19 protein-coding genes, 3 tRNA genes and 1 pseudogene are annotated in these 26,217 nt (G+C 42.8%); 13 read left to right on the forward strand and 10 right to left on the reverse strand.

Annotated features, from left to right (window positions below; all coding sequences use genetic code 11):
* Window positions 1-85 precede the first annotated feature (85 nt).
* The 6 genes and pseudogenes from QL886_RS02840 to QL886_RS02865 all read right to left on the reverse strand — a co-directional run bounded on the left by QL886_RS02840 (window position 86) and on the right by QL886_RS02865 (window position 7,121).
* Window positions 86-1,513, reverse strand: coding sequence for an FAD-linked oxidase C-terminal domain-containing protein (locus tag QL886_RS02840; protein ID WP_290177577.1), 1,428 nt, complete (start codon window positions 1,511-1,513; stop codon window positions 86-88).
* 93 nt (window positions 1,514-1,606) lie between these two features.
* On the reverse strand, window positions 1,607-3,265 hold the full coding sequence (locus QL886_RS02845; protein WP_058025896.1) for an AarF/UbiB family protein: 1,659 nt from the start codon (window positions 3,263-3,265) through the stop codon (window positions 1,607-1,609).
* Between the two features lie 118 nt (window positions 3,266-3,383).
* Window positions 3,384-4,088: a hypothetical protein gene (locus tag QL886_RS02850; protein ID WP_290177578.1), complete on the reverse strand. Its 705-nt coding sequence runs from the start codon at window positions 4,086-4,088 to the stop codon at window positions 3,384-3,386.
* Between the two features lie 109 nt (window positions 4,089-4,197).
* Entirely contained in the window at window positions 4,198-5,250 is a 1,053-nt protein-coding gene (ubiE, locus tag QL886_RS02855) for a bifunctional demethylmenaquinone methyltransferase/2-methoxy-6-polyprenyl-1,4-benzoquinol methylase UbiE (protein WP_290177690.1), read from the reverse strand.
* 138 nt (window positions 5,251-5,388) lie between these two features.
* Entirely contained in the window at window positions 5,389-6,102 is a 714-nt protein-coding gene (locus QL886_RS02860) for a hypothetical protein (protein ID WP_290177579.1), read from the reverse strand.
* A 267-nt stretch (window positions 6,103-6,369) separates the two neighbouring features.
* Window positions 6,370-7,121, reverse strand: a pseudogene (locus QL886_RS02865) (IS5 family transposase).
* A gap of 141 nt (window positions 7,122-7,262) precedes the next feature.
* Between QL886_RS02865 and QL886_RS02870 the strand changes: the two are divergent.
* Window positions 7,263-8,966, forward strand: coding sequence for an ATPase (locus QL886_RS02870; RefSeq protein WP_290177580.1), 1,704 nt, complete (start codon window positions 7,263-7,265; stop codon window positions 8,964-8,966).
* 569 nt (window positions 8,967-9,535) lie between these two features.
* Window positions 9,536-11,143, forward strand: a complete 1,608-nt coding sequence (locus QL886_RS02875) for an inorganic phosphate transporter (RefSeq protein WP_101206393.1) — start codon at window positions 9,536-9,538, stop codon at window positions 11,141-11,143.
* 288 nt (window positions 11,144-11,431) lie between these two features.
* Here the strand turns inward: QL886_RS02875 and QL886_RS02880 are convergent, their stop codons facing one another.
* Window positions 11,432-13,084, reverse strand: coding sequence for an aminotransferase class I/II-fold pyridoxal phosphate-dependent enzyme (locus tag QL886_RS02880; protein ID WP_290177581.1), 1,653 nt, complete (start codon window positions 13,082-13,084; stop codon window positions 11,432-11,434).
* Window positions 13,085-13,528: 444 nt separating this feature from the next.
* Between QL886_RS02880 and msrB the strand changes: the two genes are divergently transcribed.
* The 4 genes from msrB (at window position 13,529) to QL886_RS02900 (ending at window position 14,980) form a co-directional block, all read left to right on the forward strand.
* Window positions 13,529-13,954, forward strand: coding sequence for a peptide-methionine (R)-S-oxide reductase MsrB (msrB, locus tag QL886_RS02885; protein ID WP_057760931.1), 426 nt, complete (start codon window positions 13,529-13,531; stop codon window positions 13,952-13,954).
* A 137-nt stretch (window positions 13,955-14,091) separates the two neighbouring features.
* Window positions 14,092-14,577, forward strand: coding sequence for a glutathione peroxidase (locus QL886_RS02890; protein ID WP_290177582.1), 486 nt, complete (start codon window positions 14,092-14,094; stop codon window positions 14,575-14,577).
* A gap of 213 nt (window positions 14,578-14,790) precedes the next feature.
* Window positions 14,791-14,866 (forward strand) — tRNA-Val (locus tag QL886_RS02895).
* Window positions 14,867-14,903: 37 nt separating this feature from the next.
* A tRNA-Asp gene (locus tag QL886_RS02900) sits at window positions 14,904-14,980 on the forward strand.
* Between the two features lie 384 nt (window positions 14,981-15,364).
* On the opposite strand, the gene QL886_RS02905 is transcribed toward QL886_RS02900, so the two are convergent.
* A complete protein-coding gene (locus tag QL886_RS02905) occupies window positions 15,365-16,714 on the reverse strand; it encodes an MBL fold metallo-hydrolase (RefSeq protein ID WP_290177583.1) in 1,350 nt (449 codons plus the stop codon).
* Between the two features lie 380 nt (window positions 16,715-17,094).
* Between QL886_RS02905 and QL886_RS02910 the strand changes: the two genes are divergently transcribed.
* From QL886_RS02910 to QL886_RS02930, 5 genes are all read left to right on the forward strand, one after another.
* Window positions 17,095-17,856, forward strand: coding sequence for a hypothetical protein (locus tag QL886_RS02910; RefSeq protein WP_290177584.1), 762 nt, complete (start codon window positions 17,095-17,097; stop codon window positions 17,854-17,856).
* A 172-nt stretch (window positions 17,857-18,028) separates the two neighbouring features.
* Window positions 18,029-18,391, forward strand: a complete 363-nt coding sequence (locus QL886_RS02915) for a winged helix-turn-helix domain-containing protein (RefSeq protein WP_201579761.1) — start codon at window positions 18,029-18,031, stop codon at window positions 18,389-18,391.
* Window positions 18,392-18,435: 44 nt separating this feature from the next.
* Window positions 18,436-18,843: an arsenate reductase (glutaredoxin) gene (gene arsC / locus QL886_RS02920; protein WP_201579762.1), complete on the forward strand. Its 408-nt coding sequence runs from the start codon at window positions 18,436-18,438 to the stop codon at window positions 18,841-18,843.
* Window positions 18,830-19,603 (forward strand): arsenical resistance protein ArsH, encoded by a 774-nt coding sequence (gene arsH, locus QL886_RS02925; protein ID WP_290177585.1) that lies wholly within the window; start codon window positions 18,830-18,832, stop codon window positions 19,601-19,603. The genes arsC and arsH overlap by 14 nt, the downstream gene beginning before the upstream one ends.
* A gap of 84 nt (window positions 19,604-19,687) precedes the next feature.
* Window positions 19,688-20,995 (forward strand): arsenic transporter, encoded by a 1,308-nt coding sequence (locus tag QL886_RS02930; protein WP_290177586.1) that lies wholly within the window; start codon window positions 19,688-19,690, stop codon window positions 20,993-20,995.
* Window positions 20,996-21,558: 563 nt separating this feature from the next.
* Here QL886_RS02930 and QL886_RS02935 read toward each other — a convergent pair.
* Together QL886_RS02935 and QL886_RS02940 are read right to left on the reverse strand one after the other, a co-directional pair.
* Window positions 21,559-21,634: transfer RNA gene (locus QL886_RS02935), tRNA-Asn, on the reverse strand.
* 256 nt (window positions 21,635-21,890) lie between these two features.
* Complete coding sequence (locus QL886_RS02940) at window positions 21,891-23,093, reverse strand: pyridoxal phosphate-dependent aminotransferase (RefSeq protein WP_290177587.1); 1,203 nt, start codon at window positions 23,091-23,093, stop codon at window positions 21,891-21,893.
* 542 nt (window positions 23,094-23,635) lie between these two features.
* Between QL886_RS02940 and QL886_RS02945 the strand changes: the two genes are divergently transcribed.
* Together QL886_RS02945 and QL886_RS02950 are read left to right on the forward strand one after the other, a co-directional pair.
* Complete coding sequence (locus QL886_RS02945; RefSeq protein ID WP_290177588.1) at window positions 23,636-24,373, forward strand: SDR family NAD(P)-dependent oxidoreductase; 738 nt, start codon at window positions 23,636-23,638, stop codon at window positions 24,371-24,373.
* Between the two features lie 79 nt (window positions 24,374-24,452).
* Window positions 24,453-26,177 (forward strand): FAD-dependent oxidoreductase, encoded by a 1,725-nt coding sequence (locus QL886_RS02950; RefSeq protein ID WP_290177589.1) that lies wholly within the window; start codon window positions 24,453-24,455, stop codon window positions 26,175-26,177.
* Window positions 26,178-26,217 lie beyond the last annotated feature (40 nt).

Here is a 26,217-nt window from a genome sequence, read left to right on the forward strand (position 1 = left end):
AAATGCGCCTGCTTTTGATTGAAAGTAGGCGCATTTTTTTGGCGATTGCTTTGGTTTTAGTATGGTCTTAGTTTTTCTAATAGTATTAGGAAACAGATAAAGCCTCAGGCCATATTTTCCCTGGATTAAGGATGTTTTTAGGGTCGAGGGCTGCCTTGATAGCCTCCATAAGTATCAGCGCATTACCATGTTCTTGCTGCATATATTTTTGTTTACCTTGTCCGATCCCGTGTTCACCCGTACAAGTACCATCCATCTCGATAGCCCGCGTGGCGAGACGACCTATAATACCCTCAGCAGTAGCTACCTCTTCAGGATTATTGGTATCGACCAATAATAAAACATGAAAGTTACCGTCGCCTACATGCCCCACAATCGGCCCAATCATCCCTGATGCTTCAATATCTTTTGCAGTGGCACTGACACATTCTGCCAAGCGCGAAATAGGTACGCAAGCATCAGTCGATAGGGCGCTTGTCTCAGGGCGTAACGCACAGCTAGCATGATAAGCATTGTGTCTTGCCTGCCAGAGACGTTTACGCTCAGCTTCATTGGTATCCCAAGCAAAATCACGACCATCAAATTCTTCGATGATATCGGTAAAGAGCTTGGCTTGCTCAGCAACACCTGCTTCTGTGCCATGGAATTCGACAAATAACGTTGGTGTCTCAGTTAGACTGAGGTCGTCATATTGATTGCATGCTTTTATTTGCATCGCGTCAAGTAGTTCAATACGAGCAATAGGTAAGCACATCTGAATAGTCAGCATCACTGCTTGACAAGCATCTTCTATGGTCGAAAAATGACAAATGCCACTACCTATGCATTCGCTAATACCAAACAGTTTCAGCGTGATTTCAGTGACAATTCCCAGTGTCCCTTCCGAGCCGATCATCAAGCGTGTTAGATCATAGCCTGCGGCAGATTTTTTGGCTCGTGTGCCTGTTCTTACGATATCGCCACTTGCGGTCACGACTTCTAGTGCGAGTACCACATCTTTCATGGTACCGTAGCGTACCGCATTGGTGCCCGACGCACGAGTGGCGACCATACCACCGATACTGGCATTGGCGCCGGGATCTATCGGAAAAAACAGCCCTGTATCGCGCAGATAATGGTTTAGTTGCTCACGCGTCACGCCAGGCTGAACGGTAACGGTCAAATCTTCATTATGAACCTGCAAAATGGCATTCATTGCGTGCATGTCGATGCATAACCCACCATAAGGTGCATTGAGCTGGCCTTCCAAAGATGAACCGATACCAAAAGCAATCACTGGCATCTCATACTGATTACAAATCTCGACCGCCGCTGCTACTTCCTGTTTGTCCTGTACCGTTAATACTGCATCTGGTGGCTGATTGGTGAGCCACGTCATTGTATGGCCATGCTGCTCACGCACTGTAGCGTTCAAACTCAGTTGTTTGCCAAAACGTTCCTGTAAGGCTGTAATAGCCAAGCTATGGTCTGGCTTGATAGTATTATGAGTCTGTGACAATGGTAGTGATGACATGATGAATCCTATAGATAATGCGACTATTTAGCATTAAAGCATATTCAATATCTATTTAATATGTGTCATTGACAGGAATTTTTCCTATTGTAATTAAGCTAGGATACGCCAAATGACCACCACAATAGCTAACAAATAAAAGAAAGGTGCAAACCAGCCTACTTGAGTCGCAATGCCAATATTGATTCCGAATCCTGCCAATGCCAACCAGTCGCGGCGACGGTCGTTGAGCATATCGGCGCGTATTTGTTGTATTTCACGCAGTTGGCTGTCTTGCCGTGAGCCTTGTGAGGCAAGGCTTTGTAGCCCTTGATCCAGTAGCTTTGGAATGTCGGTAGTAGACAAGAGTAGCTCAGGTAACTGTTGGCGCAGCTGTTGTAAGTTACGCATTGGGTCTAACTGTTCTTTAATCCAGCTACTCAAGATTGGTTTGGCAAGTGACCAGATATCAAGATCAGGATACAAGTCGCGACCGAGACCCTCTACATGTACCAAGGTTTTGAGTAATAGCATCAGCTGCGGCGGGATACTCATATGATGGCGACGAGCAATGTCTAAAATCTGCATCAGCACACCAGCAAAATCGATATCGTTGATTGATTTTTGTAGCATGGGGCCTACGGTACGCTTCATATCACGCATCAGCGCATGTTTATCAGCATTTGGTGGTATCCAACCTGCACGGCTAACGATGTCGACGACCGCGGTAAAGTTGTTATTCATGACTGCAAGTAACATACGTGCCACGATAAGCTGATCATCTTTTGACAGGGTACCCATGATGGCACAATCAAGCCCGATATAGCGTGGCTGATGACCCAAATCAACCGCTGCCATATCTGCATGTAATGTTTTGACAGGTGGCGTCTCAACAAACACATTGCCCGGATGCATATCAGCATGAAAAAAGTTATCCCGAAAGACTTGGGTGAAAAATATCGTCAAGCCTTTCTCTGCAAGCGCGGCACGGTCATAACCCAACTGATCAAACACCTCAACTTGTGAGATGGGAACGCCTTGGATACGCTCCATGACCATCACGTTTTTGGCAGCATCATATACTTCAGGCACATACATCAATGCTGAACCCAAAAAGTTATTGCGCATCTGGGTAGTGTTGTCCGCCTCAAGGGTCAAATCCAGCTCATTGAGCATTACTTGTCGATAGTCTTCGACAATATCTATAATATGGACGGCACGCGCCGCTTCGATACGAGCCGATGCCCAACTTGCCAGTTCTCGCAATAATTCAAAATCAGAGACAATCACAGTACGAATATCAGGACGCACGACTTTAACCACCACTTCACGCCCATCATGCAAGGCCGCAGTATGGACTTGGGCGATAGAGGCTGCCGCTAGTGGTTTAATATCAAATCGTGCAAACAATATATCGATGGACTGACCGAGGCCGTGTTTTGGATGCTCAATTTGAGCGACAGCAATATCAGCGTCGAAAGGTTTAACTTTATCCTGTAGCTGTACTAACTGAGCGATGATCTCAGGTGGTACCAAGTCGCGACGCGTTGAGAGTAATTGACCCAATTTGAGAAACAGTGTACCCATCTCTTCAAGTGCGTACTTGATCCCATTTGGCTGATGCTTTTTACCCCATGCTGCTGGATGCGTACGAATTAAGCGTGCTAAAGGTTGCAGTTGCGGCGCTTCTTCGACAGATAAATGGGTATCAAGGCGATAAGTTGCGGCGATACGCCAAAGCTCTAGTAGACGGGCGCGGTGAGATAATAGCATGGGATTGGGTACTCTGGACAAAAACGAAAATAGGGTAGGCGCTATGCGTCATTATAGACAATGCTATCAGTAATAGCGTGTGCTCATCATTGATAAGACGAGCTACTAATAAAACAAACTACTGGTGAAACGAGTTATTGAGGGAACGTGCTTGCTCTTCTTTGATAGCCGCAAGCTTGGCCTCTTCACGTTCAATATCAGCACGCAACTTTAGAATCTGCTGTTTGAGATCGTTTACTTCAGCGACCTCAATAGGGTCAGGCGCGCTATTGCCTGCCACATCATTGGCCCAATCGCTGACATCATCAAATGCACGTTTGGCACTATGACGCCAGCTACCTTTAAGCTGAGAGATAAGAAGATGTAATTGACTGGCCATTGGTTTGCCGATTAATGGCTCAAGCTGCCCAGCCAAATCAGGATCGAAGCCAGCCACCAGCTGTTTGAGCTGCATCAGTACTTTGTAATCGCCCGCGATTGGTAAGTTACCCTCCGCGCCGCGCATCAGATTGAGTAGCTGCGCTGGATTATCGACTGTGATGGTACAGTCCGGACGGCTATGACCAAAACGGGCACGCTCCATACTTGCTTTTTGGCGCTCATTCATCTGACCACTTGGCTCAAATACACTGTCTGTCGTGACTGGCTCAAAACGCAACCGTTCATGAGTGAACAACACGTCCAAATGAATGTCAGGCATGCCCATGTTGAGACGCAGTACTTTACCAGCAAGCGGCGCTAAACCTGCTTTGGTAATCTCATCACTAGCAATGGCAATGTTAATTAGCTTTTCGGCACCAGCTAATAGAAGGACAGTCAGCATAAGGCTCTCGCATCGTTAAGTGAGCGCCTTCGCATCAGCGCATCGTGTGTTCGTGTTGGGTTCAATATGGTCTGCTAAACGTAATGATCTTGCCTATCGTACTTTATCGTTACGCTTTAAAGCCGCGATGGACAGCCACGATGCCAGCAGTCAGGTTATGATAATCGCAGTTCTCAAAACCAGCTTGTTGCATCATCTGCTTGAGTGTCTGCTGATCAGGATGCATACGAATTGACTCAGCCAAGTACTGATAACTTTCAGCGTCATTAGCAATCAGCTTACCCATCACTGGCAATGCAGTAAATGAATACAAATCATAGGCTTTAGATAGTGGCTCAAATACTGGCTTTGAGAACTCCAAAATCAAGAGACGACCACCTGGCTTTAGGACGCGATACATAGACTTTAGCGCGGCATCTTTGTCAGTAACATTACGCAAACCGAAGCTAATGGTTATTAAATCAAAGCTTTCGTCATCAAATGGTGCCAATGTCTCAGCGTTTGCTAATACAAAATCGACATTATTACAGCCTGCATTGATTAGGCGCTCACGGCCGACTTCTAGCATCGCAGCATTGATATCAGATAGTACCACGTGGCCATTTCTACCAACTTCACGGCTAAATACTTTTGCCAAATCGCCTGTACCGCCAGCGATATCAAGGACATGCTGACCAGCACGCACGCCTGATAGGCTAATCGCATAGCGCTTCCATAGACGATGAATACCAAATGACATTAAGTCATTCATGATGTCATATTTTTTGGCGACAGAGGTGAATACATCAGCCACACGTGCTTGTTTTTCTGCTTTATTGACTGTCTTATAGCCGAAATGCGTCTGCTCATTGCCGTCTGTTTCAGGCGTGTGCGGATTATTGATGTCATCACGCTGATTGAACAGGGTTTGTTTTATGGTTTGCTCTGAAGTGTTTGTGCGAGTCGTTTTGTCGTTGTTTGGCATAGTAGTTTGTTGGCCTTGCGGCGTCCCAGTTGGTAAATCTTGAACTTTAGTAAAATCGCTATTGTCATCACTAGCAACGCTATTATTCTTGCTCGGCACGACATTGGTTGTTTGGTTACGTAATATCTGCGCGCTAATCTGTTGGTTATGAGCAATACTATCTTTTACCAGTTTATCTTGCAAATGACCATTAGTCATTGTGGCTTGATTAAAAGGAGCGCTGCTATCTTTTGAATTATCAGTCATCATATTGTCCTAGAATTTATTTTTACGATTGTCTTTATCGGAGAAAATCGTTAAATAGTAAGCGTCAACTGGCCATTTAGCATATTGAGCTTATGATACACCAAACGCTACTGGCTTACTGCCATTATCCGAATCATGCACCTGATCAACGATTGACAGTTCGCGCTTGCAGAATGGCTCGATAAAATCGCTGACGCTTTTCAGGGGCTTCATGGCCTTAAAGCCTGCATCAATAAAGTCATAAAGTGGTTGAAAGTTATGACGATAGGCTGTGCTCTTTGCTAGTGCGAAGGCTTTTTTGAGCATAAACGAATTTAGATGCTTGTCCGTGCGATAACAGACGTCTTTTAGATTAGCAATCTGAACTCGGCGCTCGGCTTCTTCATCAACAGCGCGGTAGGCGGCTAGCATATTCTCTTCGTTTACTGGCAAATCCTGAGCAAGTAGCCACTGAGCCAAATGCAAATCTAACTCAATAGCTAAAATTGCTGCTTGGATGCCCATACTACCAGCTTCTAGAGCTGATTCTTTGGCAAGACGTTCTAACTTTTTCGCTTTTGGAAGAATACGTACCAATTGTTTGGCTAGCATCTCGAACTCATCACCACCATATAGCTTCGTTAAAAAATAATCTGCCATTAGCTGGTTTTTGGGTTGTTCAAATAGTGCACGATGGGTGTGACGGATACGTACTTGTTGCCATGTTTGTACTTCGTTGAGCTTGGCTCTCAATACATCGTTTTCATGGTGAGGCAGAGCCCAAAAACGTGTCAAATGCTGTTGCAAGTCGGCTAAAGCGGTCATGGTAGTGAATCCTGTAGAAGTAAATAGGGTGATCAAATTTGAGTATGGTTTTTTTAAGTGTTGTCATTCAGGTTTATGAGCTTTTCAACAACTATTCTATCCTATACCCAAAATTGTGTTCACCTTAAAAGAAAATAATTAAGAATACAAATACCAATCTGTTACACAGCAATATTATTTACTCGATTGGCGCAGTGCTATGATTAAATGAGATAAAAATGAGCGATGAGATAGGGATATTAAGAGTTGTCCTATTAGGGCGTGTCTTCAATTCATTTTACAATGAACGATAGTACACGCCAGATAGAGCATTGACTTAAAATTACGAGCTAACTTCTCATAGCGAGTAGCGATACTACGAAAGTGCTTAAGCCTTGCAAACATATTTTCAACAAGGTGACGTAGTTTGTACAAATAGCTATCAAACTCTGAATTAGGCTGTTTGGCATTCTTCCTTTTAGGAATGACAGGTATCATATTATGGCTGCGAGCTTTGTCTCTAATAGCCTCTGAGTCATAGCCTTTATCAGCGATGAAGTAATCAGCTTGTCCAATCATCTCAATCAATTCACCTACAATTTGACTGTCGTGGACGTCACCCCCAGTGATTTTAAAATGGAGCGGATATCCATCGGCATCACAGGATAGGTGTATCTTTGTAGTTGCTCCGCCACGGCTTTGTCCAATTGCTCGCTCTTCACCACGCCGAGCTCCACTTGCATGCTGATGACAGCGAACATAGCTTCCGTCTGTGAATACCCATTCCGTATCAACTTCTGCTCAAAAGCCAAAAAAAAATCCGCCCATAAGCCAGTTTTCGACCAGCGGTTGAAACGACTATAGGCTGTTTTCCACGAACATAATTCTTCAGGTATGTCACGCCAAGGCGCCCCTGTGCGTAGTTTCCACAGTATGGCTTCCATGATCTCTCGGCTGTTTTGAGTTTGATAGCAGCCGTACTTTATCATCGTCGATTGCAATTGATCCCAAAGCGTATCTGTTAATGCTTTTCTTGCCATAACTTGTATTTCTCGCATCGACTCAATAGATGCGGTATTGTAACTATTATTTAGGGCTTATCCAATTGAAGACACGCCCTAATATCTATTCCATAAGTCACTTAACGGTAAAGCAGCCCAATAACAATAGCGAGTGTAATCATGTCTCAAAAAAATGATACTACTGAACCAAAAGCACCACAAGCGGTAAGTACACAATTTAGCGAGCAAGTTGTGGAGCAGCGTCTAAAGCCTAATCCTTTAAGTCAGTTTTCACTGGATGAAGATTCGCTTAGACTGGCATTGGTGACGGCTCAGTATGCTTTAAAAGCCACTCGCCAGCAAACGCCTCCGACCCTCAATAAGCCAACAGGTCTGTTAGTACTAGTTAATGGGATGGAGCAGGCAGGTAAAGGTACAGCCGTTAAGCAGTTACGGCAATGGGTAGATCCAAGGCTGCTTAAAGTTGAGGCCACTATTGGTCATTCGCCATTGAACTATCAACCTATTTGGCAAGCACATACTAGCGCCATGCCGCGTCATGGTGACGTCATGGTATATTTCGGCAATTGGTATGCTGATTTATTATACAACGTCATGCGACTGGCGACATCAGATAGTGAGAACCTTGAAGCATTATCAAATGATAAAGGTCAAACAGATAAAAATTCGCTTCCTATTGCTCAGTGGCAAGACTATCTACAGCAGCAGTTAGACACGCTAAAAGCATTTGAAAAAGATCTCATTGCCAATCAAACCAAATTATTAAAATGTTGGTTTCATGTTGATATCGAAACGTTGCACAGTCGCTTAAAGGATGATGAAGCAGATCCGCAGTTTTTGTATCAAATTGACTGGAATAATAAACAAGTCATTGAGAAGTTTAATGAGGTGGCTGCGACCTTGCTGCGTCAACAGGATGACTGGGTCATCATCGATGGTGATGATAAGTTAGAGGCCGCTGATAACTTTTGTCATTTGGCGCTACACGCTATGCAAACCGCGCTGGCGAGTAGTCAGACAGATACCAATGATAATGGCAACGACAATGACAAGGAAACGTCAGAAAACGATTCCCAGTCCAAGACACTGAAACTTAACTCAGATACTAAACAAAAACAGTTTGAACCTGCACCGATACCTAAGCAACTGACGTCTATTAAAGATAAAAAAATCAGTAAGTCCGACTATCGTGAGGCGTTGGCGGAGAAGCAAGCAAGGCTCGCTGAATTGTTACGCGCACGCCAAGGTCGGCATGTTGTGTTTGCTTTTGAAGGAATGGACGCTGCGGGAAAGGGCGGTGCGATCAAAAGGTTGGTCGCACCGCTAGATCCTCGCGAGTATCAAATCTATAATATTGGCGCGCCGATGCTGTATGAGACTCAGCATCCTTACTTGTGGCGATTCTGGACGAGATTGCCTGACGAGCAAACCAATCGTATTAGCCGTATCGCTATTTTCGATCGTACTTGGTATGGGCGCGTGTTGGTTGAACGTATCGAAGGATTTGCGTCTCCTAATGAATGGCAACGAGCATATGATGAAATTAATCGTTTCGAGACAGATTTGGCAGCAGCAGGAACGTTGGTTATCAAATATTGGTTAGCGATTGATAAAAAAGAGCAGCTTAAACGGTTTGAAGATCGTCAAGAAACACCGCATAAGCAATTTAAACTGACGGATGATGACTGGCGTAACCGTGACAAATGGTCAGACTATGTGCAGTCTGCAGCAGATATGCTGGCACGCACGGATACAACGACAGCGCCATGGTGTGTTATTGCGACCAATGAAAAACGTCAAGCGCGTTTAGATGTGTTAGATCATGCTATAGAGCAGTTGTCGGCAATCACCAAAAGCAAGTAGTTGTTAGAAATGCCTAAAGTTTAAGGACTCTTATAGGTTTATATAATTGTATTTTCCACGTATTTCCTAAGTAGGATGGCTCGAAACATATTCGAGTTATCCTGTCTTTTACAGAGTGTGGTCTTGTCCGTATACACTAGCAGTTACAAATCTCGCAATATCATCATGCATTATGTGCTCATATTTAATATAATAGAGCGCAAAACAGCTTCTGCTAAATAATAGTTTTAATTTAGCAATCAACGTGTTTTAGTTGTTTAGCATAGATAACTTAATAATTACGACAAAAATTGTTACAATAGCTGTTAGTAGTACCACAAATATCGCTAAGAAATATATAAGCCGCAAGATGCTGTAATCAGACGATTTAGCAATATCACTTGCGGCTTTGTGACATGTTGAAGGATGTATTATTCACTTTCGCTCTAGTCGGTTTAAGACCTTCTAATCGCATGTTGTATATTTTATATATGCTACTTCGTTAGATGCCGTAACAAGTACTGTGAGTAGCAGCGCAATATTATCAACCTCATATAATTTTAATCAGCTTACGCAGGACGTACTAACGTATGGGTATTAGCAGCAGTTCTACAGAGTCAGTCAAGCCAGTTGGCTCTATGAGAATCAATCTATTTTTTGCCATTTTACTGATTGCGATGACTTCCTACTTTTTGTGGTGGGGTTTAGATTACACCATGCGTCAGCAAACGACGCTATTCATCGTGGCGACCGCTTTTGGTGTCTTTATGGCATTCAATATCGGTGGTAACGATGTCGCCAACTCCTTTGGTACTTCGGTGGGTGCAGGGACGTTGACTATCCCGCAAGCATTGGGTATTGCCGCGATATTTGAAGTATCGGGGGCAGTCCTTGCAGGCGGGGAGGTGACTGATACGATTCGAAGCGGTATCGTCGATCTAGATGGTCTATCAGTGACGCCCAATCAGTTCATTTATGTCATGCTCTCCGCATTGGTTGCAGCAGCATTTTGGCTGTTATTTGCAACCAAAAAAGGTCTGCCTGTTTCGACCACGCACTCCATTATTGGCGGTGTGATTGGTAGCTCCATTGTTTTAGGTATCACGTTAGGTGGTACGGACATGGCGCTCTCAACGGTAGACTGGGGAACAGTTGGAACTATCGCTATTTCTTGGGTGCTGTCACCGCTACTAGGTGGCGTGTTGTCTTATCTTTTATATGGACAAATCAAGAAAAATATCATTGAATATAATGATAAAACCGAAGCTTATATTGCGACGCTAAAAGGCAATAAAAAAGTCTTAAAGCAAAACCATAAAGAATTTTTGGATGGTTTGACAGAGTCTGAGCAATTGGCCTATACGTCAGCGATGTTACGCGATCAGGAAATCTATAAAGATGATGATTGTATCGTTGAAGATTTAGAAACTGATTACTACAAAAAGCTTTATGATATTGAGAATGAGCGTAGTAGCCTTGATACTCTAAAAGCACTTAAGCAATGGGTACCTATCATTGCTGCCGCAGGTGGTGCGGTGATGACTTCTCTAGTCGTCTTTAAAGGTCTAAAAAATGTTAATAGCGGCCTGACCACACTGCAGGGCTTCTTGATTATGGGTATGATAGCGGCGCTAGTATGGTTAGCGACCTATATCTATACCAAGAGTATTCGCGGTAAGCACAAAGAAGATTTGACCAAAGCGACGTTCATTATGTTTAGCTGGATGCAGGTCTTTACCGCGTCAGCTTTTGCCTTTAGTCATGGTTCAAACGATATCGCCAATGCGGTTGGTCCTTTTGCCGCCATTATGGATGTGATTCGTACTAATAGTATCGCTACTGAAGCTGCCGTGCCACCTGCTGTCATGCTGACTTTTGGTGTAGCATTAATCGTTGGTCTTTGGTTCATTGGTAAAGAAGTAATTCAAACCGTTGGTACCAATCTAGCGAAAATGCATCCAGCTTCAGGCTTCTCAGCTGAGTTAGCTGCTGCTGCTGTTGTAATGGGCGCATCGACTATGGGTCTGCCTGTATCAAGTACTCACACGCTAGTAGGTGCGGTACTGGGTATCGGTATCGTCAACAGAGATACGAACTGGAAGCTTATGAAGCCGATTGGTTTGGCTTGGATTGTGACGCTGCCTGCAGCGGCTACTATGTCAGCCATCAGTTATCTCGTATTGAGCAACATATTTTAATGCGCTGTTTTTATCAGTGAATTATCATAATTGAGTTTTAATAACTAGGGCGTGTCTTCATTTCAAAAATGGTGGTAAAAATGAGATAAATTGCCGTCAAACAAGAAAAATAGCGCAGATAATATCGGGATATTAACCAGCTATTTGACGATGTTTGGCAAGATTTAGCCATTTTTAGCCCATTTAGATGACTATCGGGTGAATTGAAGACACGCCCTAGGTTCAACGCAATAAAAAACGCTTATCAGCATCATGCCGATAAGCGTTTTTTTAATGATGTATGAAGATTTACTCGGTACCAAATTGCTTACGTTTCTTCGCAAAAAATATGTCCAATCTATCCATCGCATTTTCTAGGTCAAGTAAGTTAGGTAAGAACACCAGACGGAAATGGTCAGGTCTGTCCCAGTTAAACCCACTACCTTGAACCATCAATACGTTTTCTTCAACGAGCAAGTCCATCATAAAGTCCATATCATCGGTGATAGGGTAAACTTCTGGATCCATTTTTGGAAAACAGTAAAACGCGCCTTGAGGCATGGTACAAGAAATACCTTTAATAGCATTTAGACGTGAGACAGCCATTTCACGTTGCTTATATAGGCGACCCTTTTCAGAAGTCAGGTCTTGCATGCTCTGATGCCCACCCATCGCTGTTTGAATGGCATACTGTCCCTGCACGTTAGAACAAAGGCGCATGGATGCTAGCATATCTAAGCCTTCAATAAAGTCAGCTGCGTGCTGTTTGCGGCCTGATACCATCATCCAACCTGAGCGAAAACCTGCAATACGATGTGACTTTGACAAGCCATTGTAAGAGAGCACCAGCACGTCGTCAGTTAAGGTGCTCATTGGGGTATGGACATTATCATCATAGAGAATGCGATCGTAAATCTCATCAGCCATGATGATTAAATCATGCTCTTTAGCAACTTCGATAATTTGCTTTAATAGCTCATCACTATAAAGTGAACCTGTTGGGTTATTCGGGTTAATAACCACGATACCTTTCGTTTTGCTCGTAATTTTAGACTTAATATCTTCAATATCAGGGTGCCAGTTGTCTTCTTCATTGCAGCGATAGTGCACCGCAGTACCGCCAGCGAGATTAGCAGCAGCAGTCCAAAGCGGGTAGTCTGGCATCGGAATTAGGACTTCATCGCCATCATTCATCAATGCCTGCATGGTCATGACAATAAGCTCAGAAACCCCATTGCCCAAATACACATCACGCACATCAACAGCCGACAGCAACCCCTTTGATTGGTAATATTGCAAAATAGCTTTGCGCGCTGAGAAAATCCCCTGTGAGTCTGAATAGCCAGTTGCCTCGGATAGGTTCATAGCGACATCACGCAAAATCTCATGCGGGGCTTCTAAACCAAAAGGCGCTGGATTGCCCACGTTTAGTTTTAATATGCGTTTGCCTTCTGCTTCCATCTTATTAGCAGTCTGCAATAGAGGACCACGAATGTCATAGCAAACGTTTTGTAATTTATCAGATTTTTTTATGGTGTTCATAGCAGGACCGTTTTTCGGATTGGTTGTCGAATTGGTTTTTGATTTTTTACTAGCGGAATAAGGTGTCGTCGATTGAGCATCAGTTATTTTAATATCTGACTGGGTGTGGGAACTCGTATCTAGCTTTTGATATTCACTGCGCTCTATAGGTGATGGTGACTCGTCTGCATCAATAGCCTTATTGTTGAGGTCGCCGCGCAACAGATATCCTTCACTACAGCCCAAAATACGTGCGAGTGTAGGCAGCTTGGATGAGACAATGCCATTGGTACCGCGTTCCCAGTTTGAGATAGCACCACGGCTCACTTTTGCACCAGCGGCTGTCATGGCCTTTGCTAGCTGCTCAGCAGTAAATCCTTTGTCACGGCGTAACTGTACCAGTCGTTCCGCTTGCGTACTTTTGCTATTGTCGTCAGACATTGTTATTTGAGCCTTTGTTAATCAGTAAATATTCAGTGTAGAGATATATTAAGCATTTTATTTAAACACTAATGCAAGATATTATTGCATTGATAGTTAATTTGCAAATGATTTTACAATCGGTTTAATTAGTATTTGCAAGTATATCTTGCAATTAATACTTGGCTTATATTTTTATGGCTCTAAATCTCTTAAGTAGACTATAAAATGTATAGGTATCAAAATTACATCTTTACCCATCATTATCTAAAATTAATTTGGTATATTTAACTCAGTCAATCGCCTCAATCATGTTGTCTATCTCACAATATAAAGAGTGCTTTTCTTATATATGCCTTGAATAGTGTGCCGATAACCAACAGATAGAGCACGTCGTTCTCATAATCATATGGCGATAAAATAGTTACCGAGATTAGATAATAAATACTCGAATAAGGATAAATTATGCAAGACAATCAACTAAGCAAAGAAGAGATCAGCCAGTTGACTGAAGCTGACTGGAAAGAGCGTTTAACCGCTGATGAGTATCATATTATGCGTGAGAAGGGCACTGAACGCCCATTTACAGGTGTATATAATGATGCGACTGATGATGGCGTTTACCGTTGTAAAGGCTGCGGTGCAAGCTTATTTGACTCAAGCAATAAATTTGATGCGAGCTGTGGCTGGCCAAGTTTTGATCAAGGTATCGATAACAGCGCGATTGAAGAGCACGTCGATAACTCGCTAGGTATGACTCGTACTGAAGTCACTTGTAGCAACTGCGGCGCACATTTGGGCCATGTATTCCCTGATGGTCCTACTGAGACAACAGGCATGCGCTATTGCATCAACTCAGTATCTATCGATTTAGATAAGTCTGAGAAGTAAGTAGGCTAAGTAGTATTAGAAATGTGAAAGGGAAGTACAAGGTGCTTCCCTTTCAATAGTTTTATTAGGTGTATGATAGAAAAAGAAGTAGCGCATAAACACCCAAAACAATAAAAATCTCAATTTAAGGATAAATAATGAGCACAATTTATGATTTTATGGCTGAGCGCATGGATGGTAGCTCGCAAGCGTTTTCAGATTACCAAGATAAAGTATTATTAATCGTTAATACCGCAAGCAAATGTGGATTTACGCCGCAGTTTGAAGGGTTAGAGTCACTATATGAACAGTATAAGGATCAAGGACTGGTAGTTGTCGGTTTTCCTTGTAACCAATTTGGTAGCCAAGACCCAGGTAGCAATGACGAGATTGGTGCGTTTTGCCAAAAGAACTATGGTGTCAGCTTTCCGATGATGGCAAAGACTGATGTCAATGGTGCGAATGCTCATCCTATCTACGAATGGCTTAAAGAGCAAAAGGGTGGCGTGCTGACAGATGGTATCAAATGGAATTTCACCAAGTTTCTAGTCGATAGCAAAGGCCAAGTTATTGACCGCTACGCACCAACGACCAAGCCAGAAGCCATTAAAAGTGATATCGAGCAAGCGCTAGCCGATAAATAAGCATGAAGTCTAAAGATAGTGAATATTTCTAAAAATATAAAATCAATAAAAACATATGCTTGTCAGAATAGTGAATAAAATATTAAAGAAAGTGCTAAATACTGTTTGACACGCATCTGTAAATCTATATAATACACACCCACAGCAACGGAGCTTAGTGACAAACTTAAGAGCTCAGTTGATGTTGAATAAATTGCCTAGCAATTGTTCGAAGGGTGATTAGCTCAGTTGGTAGAGCGTCTGCCTTACACGCAGAATGTCGGCGGTTCGAATCCGTCATCACCCACCACTTCTTAGCAAGTGGCTAAACAAGCTAAGAGACCTAAGCAGCGGTAGTTCAGTTGGTTAGAATACCGGCCTGTCACGCCGGGGGTCGCGGGTTCGAGTCCCGTCCGCTGCGCCATATTTAAAACGAATTTAGACTTTCGAGTTTAAGCAAGTTTCGCCTCAAGCATTAGATTGTTTGAGGTTTTTTTGTGTCTGTTTTTTATGTATCTATGTTTTATGAGTTATAAGTCAGGTAAGGAAATACAGTAAGAGTCAGAATCTAGAATTAGAGCCTAGTACTATGACTTATATTCACTTAAGTCGTATCAATCAAAGGTCAGCTAAAACGACGACCCTTCTTTTATATCAGTCTTATACTGAGTAAAAGAAGGGTCGTCGTATTTATTTTAGGTATAGCATATCTTAGTTACAGCACTTTAAAATGCCTTTGCTTAAAACTCATTATCCAGAATCTATGACGCGTTTTAGATAGTTATAGATTTTAGCTAAGAGTAAAGACTTACTTATGCGTTGCTTGCCATGCGCCCATCGACCCTAGATAGATATCAATGTGCTCAAAACCTCGACTAGCAAGCCATCCTGCTGCTATTGTTGCCCGAGCACCACTAGCACACATCAAGGTATAGTGGTGACTCCTGTCAAGCTCATGCCAACGCTCATTCAGGTGACCAACATAGATATGCTGTGAGCCTTCTATCGCATTGGTATTCCTCTCATCGATATCGCGTACATCGAGCAATGTCCAGTTCTGAGCATTATTAAGACGACTCTCTACCTCGGTTGTATCGACCATAGGGGTTTGCTGCATCTGTTCCCCTTTGGCAGCGGCAGGGACGACACCTACATAGCCACCGACAATATTATCAAAAGCAATACGTACCAGATGCTCCATCGCAGTCGCAAGTTGCTCTTCATCAGAGGCAATCAGTGCCAAGCTTTGTCCTTCCTCGATAAACCATCCAGCAAACGCAGGTAGCATATTGACAGGTAAGCTCATAGAGCCGGGCAAGTGTCCTGACGCATATGCCATGGGTTCACGAATATCGATGAGATGATCAGCATCGCAGTCATTTAGCTGTTTGAGTGAAAGGTTACGCGGACGCATAACGACTGGAGGCGCTTCACCACCTTCCATATTAAGGCGCTTCATCAATCTGAAGTAGGGTGGCTGATAATGGTTTTCGCTCGTCTTGAGGTCAATAAACGTCTCACGATCGGTAGTCTGTAAACGTGGGTTGTTGATTCTTTCGTGACCGACGGTAGAAAACTCACGCTCCGCCATACCTGATCCGCAGACTGACCCTGCACCATGAGCTGGATAAATAATCGCCTGATCACCGAGCACTAAAATGTCTTGTAAAGAGTCATAAAGTAAACCTGCAACTTCTCTACGACGCTCAGGATAGAAGTCAGTACGACCGACATCACCTACGAATAGTGCATCTCCAGTAAAAACGCCAACTGCTTCCTTTAGATACGCCGTGTCAAACAGCGCATAAGCAAGATGATCATCGGTATGACCAGGCGTTTCTAAGACATGAATTTCTAATTGGCCAATTGGAAAACAATCACCATTACGTGCGGTCTCAGCATAGACAACAGGTTGTTCTGGATTAGGGCCATGCAAAACTGTTGCTCTTGTCATTGCAGCCAAGATAGGTGCGCCAGAAACCAAATCCTCATTGCGATGTGTCTCAAAAATATGAGTAATTTCAAGTCCTGCTGCGCGCGCTTTTTCTACATATATCGCGCAGTCACGACGTGGGTCAATTACCGCTGCTTGCCCGCCAGAGCCTACCAAGTAGGATAGGTGCGAAAGTCCAGGTGTTTTGATTTTCTCTAGTAGCATGGTCATTTCCTTATTGTTGTTTTAATCATAATAGTTATTTTAATCAGGTTTATTGGCAGTACAGAGCGAGAGCTACCAGCCAAATCTAGTTTTACTTTTGCATAAGCTTGTATTCAATTTAGCATGAACTTCTAAGCGTCATCAATATACAATAACATATATTAAACTTGTTATTTACATAAGGTCAAATGTAGAGGGTTTTAGGTTGAGAAGGTTAAGAAATGCTCATTTTTACCATTAGATTTTTTGGTTTTTTTATCTTTACGCATTTAATTGAAAGGCTAGGTGAGGCAACTTTACAAAGATTGTTTTTTAAGGTTGGTCTGCTCTAAGTTTCTATATAATGATGTTAATCAGTTAGAAAAATTGAGTAATAAAGTATGAAGAAAGAATATATTTGGTTATGCGATTCAGTATTAGATTGGTCTGCAACAATAGAGAGCTATAGTTATACGAACGAAGCAGATCGTCTGAGAGCGTACGATCTTTGGAATCATGCTGACTTAATTTTGACAAGGAATGCAAATGAGTTTAATCGAGTAGATGTTGTTTCTAACTTAAAGCGTTGTCTCAATCAAAGACTAAAGTTCATAGAACACGTATATTCGCTCAAAAAAATTGCTTTATCTGATTCACCAAAAGGATATCTAGAATACTTAGAGTCTTTAGGCTTAGTTCGACCTTATTTGTTAAAACAAATGATGATTATTAGAAATGACATTGGACATAATGATGCTCTACCGCCCAATATTGAACGTTGTCGAGAATTGTTGGATTTAACTTGGTATTTCTTAAAATCTACGGATAATTTTATTTTTTGGTATAAAAATAATTTTACATTGAGTTATTTAACAGATGAGGGCGAGGAAACTCAATATTGGTTAAATCTTAGTATTAATTTTAAGTTAGATCATTCAATAAAAATTAATGGTTGGATTCCTAAAGTGTTACTCAGCGAGGAGGAAAAGCAGGGCTATACGTTAATTGAATTAAAGGATTTTGTTTCTAAGGAAACACGCTGGGGAGGAACTGAAAAGCATATGGATAAACTAGATAACGATTTTTGGGTAAATGGTAGCCTCAAACCATCAGAGAAAGTCAGACTCAAAGTGGTTAAGCATTGTCTTCACGCGAACATGTAATATACCTACTTGAGCATACGTAGTAATTAAGCGCATATTGGTAGTTATTAGCATCAACTACTTAGAAAATATATTTATCGTCGCATTTTTACTAAGTTTTGACACTTAGAATAAGCGACAAAATTGTTCAAAAAACATTGAATTATTTTAATATGTCTGTATTATTGGACATATGGAAATAACTAATGCTATTGCAAGCTTTGCTGCGCTCTCTCAAGATACTCGTTTAAAAGCTTTTAAGCTGCTCGTCAGCCACGAGCCTGAAGGCCTACCTGCGGGCGAAATAGCCCGTCAGCTCTCTGTTCCTCATAACACAATGTCAGCCCACCTATCGGTGCTGGCACGAGCAGGGTGGGTAGTCTCACAGCGTCATAGCCGACAAATTATCTATCGTGCTTCGCTATCACATATGGATAACGTCATTCAGTTCCTGTTGCAAGATTGCTGTGCGGGACATCCGGAATTGTGTGCGTCACTCATGGATAGTTTAAGCGGCTGCAGAGTAAATGAGTCTGCTGAGCAAGGTAATGATTAAACCAATTATCAATTCAATAAATACATGAAATAGGTGTAAACACTATGAAGCCATTAATCTTTCATAATCCTAAATGCGGAACCTCTCGTAATACGCTTGCCATTATTAAAGCATCAGGTGAAGAGCCAGAAGTGGTGGAATACCTGAAAAATACACCAACCCGCGACCGTTTAGTTGAGCTATTGGCGCAAATGCAGATTTCGCCTAGAGAGCTATTAAGAAGCAAAGAAGCTATCAATGATGAGCTTGGTCTAAATAATCCTGAGTTGTCTGACGATCAAATTATCGATGCCATGATAGCGCATCCTATTTTAATCAACCGTCCTATCGTAGTGACTGATAAAGGCGCTGCTCTATGCCGTCCGTCAGAGCGTGTGTTTGAATTACTAGCCAATCCAGTAAGTAGCTTTACAAAAGAAGACGGCGAGGTTGTTACTCATGACAAACACTGAGGTTGACCAAACATTAGCCGTTGATCCTACTGTTTCGCTAGAATTTAGCTTAGACGATTTGCCCAATATTGATATAGATAATCTTCAGCCTATCGATATTGATTCTTTGGTTGCGCCAAATGACTCACGTCATCCGCCAAAAATACTAGTGCTATACGGTTCTGTCCGTGCGCGCTCGTTTTCTAGATTGGCCGCTGAAGAGTCTAGCCGATTGCTACGTTGGTATGGTTGTGAAGTAAAAATGTTTGATCCATCCGGCTTGCCGTTGCCTGACGATATAGACTCAGACCATCCCAAAGTACAAGAATTGCGGGAGCTGGCGCAGTGGTCAGAAGGCATGCTGTGGGTGAGTCCAGAGCGTCACGGCAGTATTACCAGTATCATGAAAGCGCAAATCGACTGGATACCGCTGTCACTAGGTGGCGTGCGTCCAACTCAAGGTAAAACCCTAGCACTGATGCAAGTCAGCGGCGGTAGTCAGAGCTTTAATACAGTTAATCAAATGCGTATTCTCGGGCGCTGGATGCGGATGATTACTATCCCCAACCAATCTTCGATACCCAAAGCGTTCTTAGAGTTCAACGACGACAATCGCATGGATATGTCTCCGTTATATCTGCGTCTTGTCGATGTCTGTGAGGAGCTAGTGAAGTTTACTTGGCTCACACGTGGACGTTCAGATTATCTCACTGATCGCTATTCAGAACGCGTCGAGAGTGCTGAAGAACTATCGAGCCGCGTCAATCAAAAATCGATCTAACCTCCTAATTGATCTAATCCCCTAATCGATCTAATTCCCTATATTAAATCGGCTGAATAAAATTAGCTTAAGTAAGGTCGTACAATGCTTGCATTTGCTATTTTTGTGGTCACTTTAGTCTTAGTTATATGGCAACCTAAAGGATTGGGTATCGGCTGGAGCGCTATGGGTGGTGCCTTAGTCGCGTTAGCGCTCGGCGTCGTGCAGTTATCAGATGTGGGTATCGTCTGGGATATTGTCTGGGATGCGACCTTTACTTTTGTGGCGCTGATTATCATCTCTCTTATCTTAGATCGAGCAGGGTTTTTTGGCTGGGCTGCATTACATGTGGCACGCCTTGGCAATGGGCAAGGGCGCTTATTGTTTCCGATGATTGTCGTGCTCGGCGCCTTTATTTCTGCCTTTTTTGCCAATGATGGTGCAGCGCTACTACTGACTCCGATCGTCATCGCTATCTTGCTACGTCTGAAATTTTCGCCACCATCAGCTCTGGCATTTATTATAGCGACTGGTTTTATCGCTGATACGGCAAGCTTGCCATTGGTCACCTCAAATTTAGTCAATATCGTCAGTGCTAATTATTTTGATATTGGCTTTGGTCGTTATGCGGCGGTGATGGTACCGGTCAATATAGTGTCTGTATTAGCGACGCTACTGGTATTGTGGGTTGTCTATGCACGTCATATTCCAAAAACTTACTCGACTAGCGAGCTAGGCGCTCCAGAGTCTGCTATTACCGATCCATTGGTATTCCGAGCTGCTTTTCCACTATTAGGTTTGCTACTGGTCGCCTATTTTGCGACTGAGTCGTTAGGACTGCCTATTTCACTAGTTACAGGTATCGCCGCTGTCGCGCTTATGGCAATCGCTGGTCGTATATGGCAAGGCGGTCGTGGTGCGGTGGTCTCTGTGAGCGATGTAGTACGCAAGGCGCCTTGGCAAATCGTACTATTCTCAATCGGCATGTATTTGGTGGTATATGGTCTGGGCAATGCAGGGCTTACTGCATATGGTGCGCAAGTACTCAACTGGTTGGGTCAACAAGGCGCAGTCATTGCTACGGTTGGAACTGGGTTCTTGTCCGCCATCGTTGCTTCTGTTATGAATAATATGCCAGCAACCTTAGTTGGCGCGCTTGCGATTGACCAAGCACAAGTGCCTGCAGCAACACGAGAGCTAATGATTTATGCCAATGTCATTGGTAATGATTTGGGACCTAAATTTACGCCGATTGGTAGTCTTGCTACTTTGCTATGGTTACATGTGTTGGCAGAGAAGGACTACAAAATAAGCTGGGGACAGTACATAAAGATTGGTCTATTGATCACGCCACCTGTGTTGTTAGTGACATTGTTGGCATTGGTGTTATGGTTGCCAATGTTGCCAAGCTAAGCTAGCCAATAGATAACTTGCTATAGTAATATCCTATCGTGACAATGATATTCATTTTTAAATATCATTGTCATAATCAAGTATGAGACAAAGTAGTGATTAGCGCTTATCAAATTGGCAAAATAGATAACCAATATGAGGGTCTGTTAAACATTCAAATATTAGGACTGCTGATCGCGAAAATCGCATCAAACTAGGCGTAAACCGACGATAATGTCGAGACCTTAACTAGGCTTGCAACAACGTTTGAGGTGATTTTAGCATCAGCCTTGAGAACGGATCGAGTAAAGCACTGCTTTGCCCGTTTGCAAGACGAGAGCTGTGCTCGAGTGGAGGACAGGGCTATTTTTTGCCAATATATGGCGAAATTGTCTAACCTAGAACGACTAGGCGTCAAAAATCTCACTGCGTATTGTCTAAAAAATAGTCACTGCCAGTACCACATTTGAATGTTCAACAGACCCTAAATGATACGCATAAAAAAACCCTCATCAAATTGATGAGGGTTTTGGCAAATGCCATAATTGAATCAAAGTTGACTCAAGAAATTTACTACTAAAATGTGGCTCTCCAACCTGGGCTCGAACCAGGGACACACGGATTAACAGTCCGTTGCTCTACCAACTGAGCTATTGGAGAATAGGCTGTAAGGAACTAATCGCTTACAACGAGCCTTAGAAGTCTCTAACGAGTTCTTGCTAAGTGGGGCGTATTCTAGCAAAGTTAAAAAATACGTCAAGCCTTTTTTTGCATAATTAGTAAAAATTGTCATTTTAATGATGAGATAGCGTGTTTTTCCTAGTTACGCTCAATACTCGCGTAAAAAAAGACGCCCTATAGAGTGTATAGGGCGTCTTTTTTATGAACAGCGGTAAGACTCGTTGCTCTTTATGATTTATTCAGCAACGTCTAAATCAGCCACTGCTTTTTCGATACGCGATAGTGCATCTTTCAATGTCGCTTCATCAGTAGCGTACGAGATACGCATATAGCCGCCAAGACCGAACGCATCACCAGGTACGACTGCCACGCCTACTTTGTCCAATAACCATGCTGAGAATTCAGTACATGACGACAGGCCAGCCGCTTTGATGAGCGGTACGATATTTGGATACACATAAAATGCGCCATCAGGACGCAAGCAAGTAATGCCTTTAATGGCATTTAGACCATCTACGACTAGGTCACAGCGTTTCTCAAAAGCGGCTATCATCGGCTCTAGTACGCTCTGATCACCACTGATAGCGACTTCGGCAGCTACTTGGCTGATTGATGTTGGGCATGAAGTAGACTGTGACTGTACCTTTTTCATCGCGCCGATTAGCTTAGCAGGGCCACCCGCATAACCGATACGCCAGCCTGTCATCGCATACGCTTTAGACACACCGTTCAAGATGATGGCGCGATCTTTTAGCTCAGGTGCCGCGTTTAAGATATTGTAGAACTTATCGCCTGTCCAGCGAATGTGCTCGTACATATCGTCTGAAGCTACATAGACTTGTGGATGTTTTTTCAATACTTCAGCGATGGCCTTTAGCTCATCTAATGTATAAATCATACCTGTTGGGTTAGATGGGCTGTTTAATACCAACAATTTAGTTTTATCAGTAATCGCTTCTTCTAGCTGCTCAGGAGTAATTTTGAAATCTTGCTCCGCTGGGCATTTGACGATGACTGGCACGCCTTCTGCGATGATAACCATGTCAGGATAGCTGACCCAATATGGTGCTGGGATGATGACTTCGTCACCAGGATTGATAAATGCTTGGGCAAGGTTAAAGAACGACTGCTTACCGCCGACCGATACTAGGATTTCGTTTGGCTCATAGCTGATGTCGTTGTCGCGCTTAAACTTCTCGATGATGGCTGTTTTTAGCTCTGGCGTACCATCGACAGCTGTATATTTAGTAAAGCCATCATTGATTGCATCGATTGCTGCTTTTTTGATGTGTTCAGGAGTATCAAAATCAGGTTCACCAGCGCCCAAACCGATAATATCTTTACCAGCTGCTTTTAGCTCTTTGGCTTTATTGGTAATCGCTAGCGTAGGTGATGGTTGGATGTTGTTGACGCGGTCAGACAGTTGCAACTCGCTCATGAGAGATCCTTTTTTATATGAGGGTGGGGTTGGTGGAAATCTGATATTAATTATATAACGTTTTCATTGCTATCAGGACAAGATGTCAGATAGTTTAAGAAAAGATAGCGTCATCTTACCGTGATACGGCGCTCATTCGATTATAGATGATGCTTCGGCAAACGACGCGATTGCTAATTTTTGCATTGTAGCATGCTGATATTGAGCTGTCTTATGACGCTAGTAACAGAATATTGTGTTGTTGCTTGTGATAGCAGGGTACTTGTGGAAATGACAAATAACACGCTGAGCTTAAGCTTAAGCCCATATGATTGCGAAGACACAACAATAAACCTGTAGCCGACCACTATAATTATTTAGATTTGTTAAATAAAATGGCTTATAGCTTAATGAAATGCGACCAATGATATCTGCGAAGAATAACAATAATAGCTAGCTGTTATCAAAAATCTAAATTTTTATTAAGCAATCAGTTTCAGAGCATTAATTCTATATTATGAAAATACTTAAAAAGATAAGAATACTCAAAAAGGATATTTACGATGACAGATTCTACTGAAAAATTACATATTCTCATTACTGGGGCGACGTCAGGCATTGGTAAGCAGTTGGCAAAAGACTATCTGCTAGCAGATCATCATGTATATGCAGTTGGCCGTGACGACGAAGCGTTGGCTGAACTTCAGGCGTTAGGCGCAGAAACGATTGATTTAGACCTCATGGATCGAGAAAAGGTCATCGAAGCTTTTGAAAAAATCGACAATGTCGATCTAGCAATTTGCGGCGCTGGTATGTGCGAGTACTTAGATATGCCGAACTTTGATAGCAGTGTGTTTATGAAAGTCATGTCGGTAAACATGGGTACGTTGTCTCATGCGATAGAGGGAGTGCTGCCAAAGCTAATCGCTTCAAAAGGTCGCTTGGTCGGTATCGGTTCAGCGTCTGCTTATGTGCCTTTTGCGCGCGCTGAGGCCTATGGTAGCTCAAAAGCTGCTATCCATTATCTAATGAAAACCCTACAGATTAGCCTTGCTCCGCATGATGTGTCAGTTAGCTTAGTCGTACCTGGTTTTGTCGAAACACCGATGACCAAACAGAATGACTTTCCGATGCCGTTTATCCAGACGCCAGCGCAGGCCAGTCAAGCCATACGTGACGGTATCGAAAGCGGGCATGAGGTGATTGAATTCCCAAAAAAACTAACCATGCCTTTAAAAGCATTGGGTACGCTGCCTGATTTGGTCTGGCAGCAAGTTAGTGAAAAACTTAATAAAAAATAATCTACTATTAAAAATAATCTACTATCAATAGAACTCTTAGCCATCATATCGACAGAAAAATATAGAAGGGAATGCTTTTATGCCGTTTACTCGTTTCAAGCGTGCAAGTAATCAAAAGATTGCTACCGATGCTACAACAGGTTCTGACCATCAGACTGCCCAAAAACGTATCGCTATCATCGGCTCAGGTGTGTCAGGACTGACATGTGCCCATTATCTAGGTACGCAACATGATGTGACGGTATTTGAAGCCAATGATTATATCGGCGGGCATGTAAACACGGTTGACGTGGCTTTACAAGACGGTAAAAAAGCAAAGAGTAGCAATGTAGAGAGTAGTGCGATAGATACAGGATTTATTGTTTTTAACGAGCGCACATACCCGAACTTCTTTCGTTTGCTTCATGAGTTGCAAGTGCCGTTTCAAGCAACGGACATGAGTTTTTCTGTCAAAAATACTGCACGTCATTTTGAATACAATGGTCATACGCTCAACACTTTACTGTCACAGCGAAAGAACGTACTCAATCCTAAGTTCTGGCAATTTATCAAAGATATTCTGCAGTTTAATAAGCATATCAAACAGCTACGCCAAGATTATGATAGCGCGCGTACCCAAGGACAAGATGTCAGTAGCTTTGCAGAGCAAACGCTCGGTGGTTATTTGACGCAAAAGAAATATGGTCAGCTATTTACCGATAACTATTTACTGCCAATGGTCTCGGCTATTTGGTCAACCAGTTTAGATGAAGTACAAGAATTTCCACTAGTGTTTTTTGCACAATTCTTTGACAACCACGGGTTGCTCGACGTGGTCAATCGTCCGCAGTGGTTTACGATAAAAGGCGGTTCAAAGCAGTACGTCAACAAACTGATTCCACGCTTTATCAAAGTGGGTGGCAAGATACGAGTCAATAGCCCAGTACAGTCTGTGGTTCGTGATGGTGAGCAAGTGACTTTGACAGTACAGAATGCTTTAACAGTGCAGGATAAAGGTAACGCTGACATCCGTAGCGAAAATCTTGTATTCGATGAAGTTATATTTGCTTGTCATGCAGATACTGCGCTAAAGATTCTAAAGGATGCGAGCACCGATGAATCTGAAGTATTAGGTCATTTCCGCTTTACCAAAAACACGGCTGTACTGCACACCGATACCAGTGTTTTACCTAAGAAATCACTGGCATGGGCAAGCTGGAATTATCTTATTGATGAAAAAACTTCAGACAATGTGCCAGACAAGAATCAAGCTGGCGTAAATACACAAGCACCTGAAAAACCAGTGCTAACGTATCATATGAATATCTTGCAGCGTCTGACCAAGAAGCATAATTATTTGGTTACGCTTAACCATGAGGTAGATGATAAGCAAATCGTCAAAAGCATTGACTATAGCCATCCAGTGTTCGATCTAAAAATGATCGAGGCGCAAACCAAATGGTCAAGCATCTCTGGCGCTGGGTTGCACACGCATTTTTGCGGAGCCTATTGGTTTAATGGCTTTCATGAAGATGGCGTACGCAGCGGTCTACGTGTGTGTCAGGCGCTCGGCCATGATATCGATATAAAAGATGAGGTTGATCCAGCGCATTTGCCTGACGCTGATAGCGCACATACGCAGTTTCGTTATAAAGACTTGCCGATAAAGGCTGACATAAAGGCACGCAAACTTGATAAGCGTCAGGTTATCACTGCGACTACTAATCAGGAGTTGGTTGAGTATGCTGAGCGCTTACAGAGTGCGGCTGATGATAGTTCCCAAAATAAAAAACGTGGTTTATTTGCTCGCCGTAAAGCCAAATAGCCTTGTGAGCAATATTGCAAATTGTTCTATCATAATATGC

This window comes from Psychrobacter sp. APC 3281 (assembly GCF_030407815.1).
In the GTDB taxonomy this organism is placed as follows: domain Bacteria; phylum Pseudomonadota; class Gammaproteobacteria; order Pseudomonadales; family Moraxellaceae; genus Psychrobacter.

Coding starts and splice junctions, on each gene's coding strand:
- QL886_RS02840 (WP_290177577.1), bottom strand. CDS start 1,513: ATGTCATCACTACCATTGTCACAGACTCATAATACTATCAAGCCAGAC.
- QL886_RS02845 (WP_058025896.1), bottom strand. CDS start 3,265: ATGCTATTATCTCACCGCGCCCGTCTACTAGAGCTTTGGCGTATCGCC.
- QL886_RS02850 (WP_290177578.1), bottom strand. CDS start 4,088: ATGCTGACTGTCCTTCTATTAGCTGGTGCCGAAAAGCTAATTAACATT.
- ubiE (WP_290177690.1), bottom strand. CDS start 5,250: ATGACTAATGGTCATTTGCAAGATAAACTGGTAAAAGATAGTATTGCT.
- QL886_RS02860 (WP_290177579.1), bottom strand. CDS start 6,102: ATGACCGCTTTAGCCGACTTGCAACAGCATTTGACACGTTTTTGGGCT.
- QL886_RS02870 (WP_290177580.1), top strand. CDS start 7,263: ATGTCTCAAAAAAATGATACTACTGAACCAAAAGCACCACAAGCGGTA.
- QL886_RS02875 (WP_101206393.1), top strand. CDS start 9,536: ATGGGTATTAGCAGCAGTTCTACAGAGTCAGTCAAGCCAGTTGGCTCT.
- QL886_RS02880 (WP_290177581.1), bottom strand. CDS start 13,084: ATGTCTGACGACAATAGCAAAAGTACGCAAGCGGAACGACTGGTACAG.
- msrB (WP_057760931.1), top strand. CDS start 13,529: ATGCAAGACAATCAACTAAGCAAAGAAGAGATCAGCCAGTTGACTGAA.
- QL886_RS02890 (WP_290177582.1), top strand. CDS start 14,092: ATGAGCACAATTTATGATTTTATGGCTGAGCGCATGGATGGTAGCTCG.
- QL886_RS02905 (WP_290177583.1), bottom strand. CDS start 16,714: ATGCTACTAGAGAAAATCAAAACACCTGGACTTTCGCACCTATCCTAC.
- QL886_RS02910 (WP_290177584.1), top strand. CDS start 17,095: ATGAAGAAAGAATATATTTGGTTATGCGATTCAGTATTAGATTGGTCT.
- QL886_RS02915 (WP_201579761.1), top strand. CDS start 18,029: ATGGAAATAACTAATGCTATTGCAAGCTTTGCTGCGCTCTCTCAAGAT.
- arsC (WP_201579762.1), top strand. CDS start 18,436: ATGAAGCCATTAATCTTTCATAATCCTAAATGCGGAACCTCTCGTAAT.
- arsH (WP_290177585.1), top strand. CDS start 18,830: ATGACAAACACTGAGGTTGACCAAACATTAGCCGTTGATCCTACTGTT.
- QL886_RS02930 (WP_290177586.1), top strand. CDS start 19,688: ATGCTTGCATTTGCTATTTTTGTGGTCACTTTAGTCTTAGTTATATGG.
- QL886_RS02940 (WP_290177587.1), bottom strand. CDS start 23,093: ATGAGCGAGTTGCAACTGTCTGACCGCGTCAACAACATCCAACCATCA.
- QL886_RS02945 (WP_290177588.1), top strand. CDS start 23,636: ATGACAGATTCTACTGAAAAATTACATATTCTCATTACTGGGGCGACG.
- QL886_RS02950 (WP_290177589.1), top strand. CDS start 24,453: ATGCCGTTTACTCGTTTCAAGCGTGCAAGTAATCAAAAGATTGCTACC.